Source organism: uncultured Adlercreutzia sp. (genome assembly GCA_910585575.1).
GTDB lineage: Bacteria > Actinomycetota > Coriobacteriia > Coriobacteriales > Eggerthellaceae > Adlercreutzia.
In genome coordinates this window covers 109272-116310 of the sequence record CAJUFS010000001.1, presented here as the reverse complement: position 1 = coordinate 116310, position 7039 = coordinate 109272, and the positions used below count along the sequence as shown (strand labels likewise).

Annotated in this window: 3 protein-coding genes; 1 reads left to right on the top strand and 2 read right to left on the bottom strand. The window is 57.6% G+C overall.

The genetic code is table 11. The annotated features are described in order from the left end of the window. Window positions 1–3884: 3884 nt before the first annotated feature. Window positions 3885–4346, bottom strand: coding sequence for a hypothetical protein (locus tag QZ307_RS00170; protein ID WP_295994130.1), 462 nt, complete (start codon window positions 4344–4346; stop codon window positions 3885–3887). A 212-nt stretch (window positions 4347–4558) separates the two neighbouring features. On the opposite strand from QZ307_RS00170, the gene QZ307_RS00165 reads away from it, so the two are divergent. Next, complete coding sequence (locus QZ307_RS00165) at window positions 4559–5512, top strand: hypothetical protein (RefSeq protein WP_295994128.1); 954 nt, start codon at window positions 4559–4561, stop codon at window positions 5510–5512. Window positions 5513–5910: 398 nt separating this feature from the next. Here the strand turns inward: QZ307_RS00165 and QZ307_RS00160 are convergent, their stop codons facing one another. After that, window positions 5911–6855: a DMT family transporter gene (locus QZ307_RS00160; protein WP_295994126.1), complete on the bottom strand. Its 945-nt coding sequence runs from the start codon at window positions 6853–6855 to the stop codon at window positions 5911–5913. Between the last annotated feature and the right edge of the window lie 184 nt (window positions 6856–7039).

The window sequence follows — 7039 nt, the reverse complement described above, 5'->3', positions numbered from 1 at the left end:
TTAAGATTCGTCGTATAGGGCACGGCCACCAGATAGGTGCGCGTTTCTCCCGTCGTAATGGGCTCCTCGTCGAGGAACTGGATAAAGCCGTCGTTTCTCAAGTTCTGGTAAGGGATGGCGCTGAGAGGATAGTCGCCGATGTTCTCAAAGTGAATGAGATCGATATTGTTCCAAAAGCTCTCGATGGCCTGGCTTTGCTGTTCCGCTGTCGCACCTTCGGGAGCAAGGTCGTCAAGCTTGTAAATTAGCGCGCCGCCCTCGTTGGGCTTTCCTATGAACACGCCGTCGCGACGTATTTCCTCGGTAAGGTCGTTGAGCACATTGCCCTGGTCGTCGTAGGTAACCACGGGATCGCCGTTTTGATAGAAGGCCATAAGGTCACGGCGTCTCACGCCGCCGTTTTCCTGTCCGTCGAAGGACACCTGGAAGGTGTTGCGCACCATGTCAATGGGCGTCACCTCTTCTTCGGGGTCCACTTCTTCTTCGCCCTCAACGCTCACCTGGTCGGAGGTGTTGCGAACCTTGACCTCGTAGACCATGTAATTGATGGGCTCCCAAAGATACGGGGCACCTTGCGTTACGTCAGAGCGCACCTTGACGCTGGTATCCCATTGAAGGTTCGACTTGATGAAGGTAATGTAGCGAAGCTGCGTGTACCCCGTGGACTGGCCGGGGGCGATAGTTGCTTTGCCCTCGTGCTCGTTTCCCAAACCGTCGACGCAGTAGGAAAGCGTGCCGCCCAAGCTGACCGTCGCCGAGCTGTTCTCGGGCACCTTGCCTAAGAACCTCACGTTGAAGTTCGGAACGAGGGAGTCAGCGTTGTACTCGCACTGACCGTTTGCCCCGCGGTAGCGCAGCACGAACGTACCCGTGAGGCCTCGCTCAACGCTCTTATCTCCCGAATTATCCGTGAAAAGAGGCTGGGTGAGATACGAGCCGTCCACCACCTCTCCCGCAGCGTTGAGCTGCGTATAGGTAACGGGGATGTAGTCCTTCTCGGGAGAATCCTTATCGGGAAGCATGTACACATCCCACTCAGTGAAGAAGGCCGCAGAATCGGAGGGCGTGAGACTCAAGCGCATAATGTTGCTGTAGTCAATTTCCGAGGTGGCTTTACCAAGAGCCGCAGCGTATTCCGTCAGCGTATCGGCAGACTTTACTTGCCCGTCTTCCTCGTAGAGGAACGGAATGACGATCTTGTACTCCATCGGGTGTTCCCGATTGCCCAAATACAAAGCGCCATTGCGCTCGAGCTGAATGGTCATGCCGGCATTTTTACCGCGCTGCACCAGGAAGATATTGGGCGAGTTGGGCAGCGAGAGCACGCTGCCATGAGGATTGGGATAGGGATTGAAAAACTCGTGCAGGCCACCCGTGCTCGCGTCGTCAAAAAGCGGCATAACCATCGCGTAGGAGCCGAGCAGATCGCAGAGGGCGCTGTCCAGCTTTCCCTCGCGGCTGCCCTCGTTCTGGGCGCTTTCGTCGCCGGGTGTCGCTGCGTCTTCTTCCGGTGTTCCAGCGTCTGTGTCGTTTTCGGCAGATGCATCGTCGGGCGCTGGGCCGCCATCGCTTTCGGGCTCATCCGAGGGCGTCGGGGCGTTTTCTCCCTCCTGGGTTGTCCCCTGATCCTGGTCGGGCTCCGCAGGGAGCACTCCCTCGGTTATCTCCACAACCGCCTCAACGCGCTGGCGCAGTGCCCGCGGTTCCTGAGACTCGGTAAAGATCGGCTCGGCTTCGAAGACGGCCTTCACCGAAGCGTCGCCTTCCTTCACTTGGGGAGCGGTCACGGCATCGTAGAGCGCCCCCGTGCGCTGGGGCAGTCCCTCGTTGGCCAAGGGAGCCTGGGCAATGCCCAGGGATTCCGCGAGCGCTTGGGCGTTGGCCTCCCAGGGAACCGCCAGATACAGCAAGCGACGATCTCCCGCATTGACAGCAGCCTTGTCACCAGCATTGACGCTGATCTGGCCTTTTTCACTCACTTCGGCCTCGTAGGGCACCGCGCCCAAAGCCACAGCCGCCGCCTCGTCAATAGGGTTCAGCCCCGACAACTTCGAGGGGTCAACCGCTGTCACATCCCAGGCAACAACCCTCTCGGCATCGAACAACTGCCCGGGATAGGTGGCGGCAAAGTTCGCTCCGGTGACATCGAGAGCCTGCTCTGGAACAGAAAGCTCCAGCACATGAGCGCTCCATCCCTCGGGGGCAACCAGGGGCATCACCTCGAATGCGGCTTTCGCCTTTGAGGACGCCATTGCCAGCGGAATGGAGTCAACCGCCGCTCGACGCGCCATGCCGAAGGTCACGGCTCCTTGGGCATCCGTATAGGAACGGACGTCATAACCCCAGGTCGCAGAAAGCGACTGCCCCTCCGGCAAATCTCCCTTTACTTGCAGCGTAAACGTCAGCACCTCTGACGAGGCAGTCCAGGCACCGGCCTTTACCTGCTTCCGCGCCTCAGCCAAGGCCTTCGGATCCTCCTGGAGCGCCACCTCTTCCGCCGAGTCACCGTAGCTGTAGCCTTCGTAGCGGAAAACAACGCGACCGCTCACGCCCGCCTTGAGCTCCTCTTCCCCCAGGCGTTGCCAGCCCTCGCCATGGCGCTGCCAGACGCTGTAGCCCTGAGGCACATCGTCTGCGACAAGCACGACGCGCGGTGCCGTTGAAGAATTTACTTCTTTCGCCTGGTCAAGAGCGATTTTCCAAACGTCTTCCTGAGATACATCCGATGATTTCTGGCCGTTGCCTCCCGCCTCTGCCTGCATCTTCGCAAGCTCCAACGCCGATTCGAGCGAGCTGCGCAAGCGCCACTCCTCTTCTGAGAGTGTCGTAGCCAGCGCTTCCCCAGTTCCGCTCGCGTAGGCGTAGGGAAGATCGAGCGAGAACGTCAGAGCGTCACCCGCCTCCGCGCCGCCTAAGGATCCGCCCGCCAAAGCCGCACCATTCACCACGAAAGAGGCGTTGAGCGGCGTCTGTGAGACAAGATAGCCCTGCTGAGAGGAATGCGGTGCTCCCCAAAGGGCCAGATGGGGATCGAACACATCGGAGAGCTTGCCCTCGCTCTTCTCTACGGTAGGCAGAACCTCATCGGGCAATGCCAGAGAACCAGGAAGAAGAGCATCTACAAGCTCCTGATCAGGCTTGCTTTCCTGCATGTCCGATAGAGTGGGAATCGAGGGCACATGTTCGGCCTCGTTTTTTGCGTCGGAATCGCCAGATGGCGAAGCGGCACCGTCGCCCTCGGTGTCCTGACGCTCCGGCTCAGAAGGACTGTCATTCGACGCGACAGCGCCAGGCTCCTCCGCAGAATCCTGCTTTTCGTCGGATGAAGTCGCGGAATAATCGGCAGGTATGACATCGCCGTTTCCGATGTCGTCAAGAATTTGATCACCTTGGGCTGGATTGGCCGCCATTGGCACAACGTCGTCGCCAATGACCATTTCACGCGCCTGCTCGATAGACGAGCAGCTCCAGCAGGTGGTAACAAGCACAAACGAAAGAAAAAGAGAAAGCACGCGACGCGGACGGCTTACGCGCCGAGGACTCTTCAAGCCCTTCCCATGCGCCCCCTCTTCCGAGGGCGCGGCCGAACCTCCCGAGGGGAGGTTAGTTACAGAGAGCCCCCCCCCCCCGCGACGTTAATCATGTTACGATCATGATGGTCCTGTGAAGCATTCATGACGTTCACCTTTTCGATCTTCCCTATATATCGAGCCCAACCTGGGCAAATCAGCCTGAGGGCACACTACCCCCTTTGCTTATATGGGAAAATTATAGCCCTGCGTTAGCAATTTAGTAACGAGAGTAACAGGTTAAAAACGTTATGTTTACAATCTGAAATCTTTAGTGGCGCAATCATCAAGACCACAATGATCAGGGGAATTGCGTTATCCCAGCTTGCGCACGGGTTCGCTCAACCGCCCCACCGCAACAGCCAGTTCAGCCAAAGCCTCCTGATCGGCATCAGCCGCTGCCTCGGCCTGCAGACGCTGGGCCATATCGAGCCCCTTGAGGTCGAAAGCCTCTTCGAGGGCTGCGTCGTAATCGCGCTTGTGCGCCTCGTTCAGCTGCTTCCAGGGCACATCGACAAACCAAGTGGCCACCTCTTCGTCCAGCGGCAAACGCCCCTGCAGCAGCAACGCTACCAACACAGGATACCCGGCGTAGCCCTGCCAATAGGTGGCATTGTCGTTAGAGCGGTAATGGCCCTCATCGTCCCAGGTGACGGTGTACTCCTTCGTGCCATCCGACGAGCGCACCGTCAATTGCTGGGGCGCCAAATCGAATCGATCGTCCGCGATAGCGCTATAAGCCTCATAAAACTTCTGAAGCGGAGGCAACTTTTCCATGGCAACCTTCTTTCCTAACCGGCAATCCTGTCCTTGAGTACTTTACCTTTCCCAATCTCGTAGGGCGTACTGTTGCCCCTACCGTCAGAGCCCCGTTACATCTTTCCCTCAACATCTTTTGCTTTCCACACGAGTTCGGTGAGAGCCCCTGGCGAATGTTCTGCGAATCAGCCCTATTAAGGTACTTCCCAAACTAAACGGGAGGAATTCTCATGTCGATACTATTCGCCGGTCCCAGCGCCCTTGATGCTCTTCGCCAAACACGTTGTGACAACAGCTATCATCAACTGTGCCCCGTTTCCGCCAAAGGACAGCGTAAGGCACCCGAACTTTGGGAGATCGATCACGCCCAACGCTTTCTTTCAAACCGAATAGTCGACCTTGTCGTCGAGGTATCGGCAGACCGTTGTCGTCTTCCCCGCAAGCAGGTTCAATACATTGTAGACAGCGCACCCAAGCCGAGAAACGCCGTCCTTTCACTTGACCGACATATTTCCCTGCCCTCTCCTGAACTGCTCTTCCTTCAAATGCATCGCTTCCTTTCGGATACAGAGTGCATTGCTCTAGGAATGGAGCTCTGCGGCACCTATGCTCGCCAAGCCTCAGACGCCATCGCGTATCATCTACCCCCATGTACATCCAAAAGCAAGATTCAAAAATTTCTCAACCACCTCACACCGCGATACTGCCTAGCGCGGGCCAAACGAAACATAGAACTCGTCCATGACAACTCCTGCTCACTGAGAGAAAGTCAACTTGCTCTCATCCTTTCCCTTCCTCCTCGCCTGGGCGGCTATGGCTTTGAGCATCCCATACTTAATAGGCCTTTTGATGTGTCATCAGCCGTCGAACAAAGGCGCGGAAACGACACCCGTTGGGTAGACATCTCTTGGCCAGCAGCGAAATTGGCCGTTGAGTACGACAGCAACGAATTTCACAGTGGAACCGCGAAAATCCAACATGACGCCTCGAGACGAACCCTACTGCAAGCCACCGGTGTCGAGGTTATCGTAGTGACAAACTCTCAACTAAAGTCGATCCATGAATTGGACCTCGTCGCCAAGGCAATCGCCCGCGCTCTAGGGAAAAGGCAGCGATGCAGCATAAAAGACTACGAGAAAAGAAAGCGGGAACTGCACCGAACCGTCCTCTCCCTTGATTTTTGACCTGCCCCATCAGCTAAATGAAGTCCCATGAGCAGTTCGGGAAACACAAACGGGATCCGCATGCCAAAAAATAAGAGTTTTGACTAGAACTAACACAGAGATATGCCATCTTCCGCATTTTCAGTAGCTTTCTTTGCGCAATCAACAGCAACAATCAGCAACAAAGGAGCCAGTCCCCATGCTCGACGAGCTCTAAATAGCTCAAATCCATTTTTCAGCTAGTCAGAACTCCCATTTTTTGCCAATTACCCCGCGCTTTCGCTCCCCGCAGCCAATCTTAGGGCTATCTAGCGCAGCAACATGGGCGAGCATGGAGCCACGGAACACAGATAGCTTAAGACGGGGCGGTAGCCAACACTTTGAGTCAACCCAACAGCTGCTGCAGCCACCAGCAAATTCTATCGTCCGCCTTCCGCCGTCTTCTCCCCTCGGGCGCCGGAAATTGATACCAGCACGATCATGGCCGCCATGAGAATGAGCCCCGTCCAATCGGCGGCGCTGAACGCAGTATGCAGCCAGACGGCGGCAATGACCATGGCGCCCACGGGCTCGGCCACACCGAGCAAGCTGCCGTGGACCGAGCCCACCACGGAAACACCGTAGAGGAACAGCCCGAACGCCGCAAAAGTGCCCATGACGCCCACGCCCAGCACCAGGGCAGCCCAGCCGAGGCCGTCCATCGCAGGTACCTGAGGCGCATCGCCCCACAGGGCACCGCAGGCCCACACCAAAGCCGCCAGCACGCCGCTGATCACCATGCCGCAGCTGATAACCGTGAACCGATCCCAATGAAGGTACAAGCGCTGCGGAGCCATGATGTACAGCGTCTCGGACAGCGCGTTGGCAATGCCCCAGGCCAAACCGGCCACAGGCAGCACCATAACGCCCCAGTCGCCCTGCGTGGCGATGAGCGTCGCCGCTCCCATGGCGCACACAAGTCCCAGCAAATCCAGGGGCCGCGGCCAGTGGCGCAGCTTCATGCAGGTGAACAGCATGACGAATACCGTGCAGGTGGCCTGAAGAACCGTTGCCGTACCGGCGTTGGTAAGCGCTACCGAGACAGCATAGGTAATCTGGCTGAGATAGAGCCCCACGCCGAAGAGCAGAAGCCCAGGCCACGCTCGCTTGCTGTGCGCCAGCGACAAAAGGCTCTCGCGACGAGCCGCCAGCATGAAGGCAAGGAACAGCACGGCAGCCGTGGCTGCGCGCACGAACGAGATGAACGAGGACCGCACGACGTAGTTTTCCGCCAGAAACTGGATGCAGGCGCCCGAGAAGCCCCAAAGAAGAGCTCCCGCCAGGGCACAGGCAAACCCTATCCAGAAATTCGGTTTTTCAGCCACGTTTTCCTTCCCTCCTGGGGGCATCAGAACAGCTGATCAGCGTCCGTATGACGTCTTGGGCGCTCCTAAAACGTCGTACCCTCTTCGGCCTATCCCCAGCATGCATGCGATACGGGCGCCGAACCTCTCGCGCTGCTTTCCCGCTGCAGAAACCCACCCGTCCTGCAAGAAAAGCGTTGCAGCG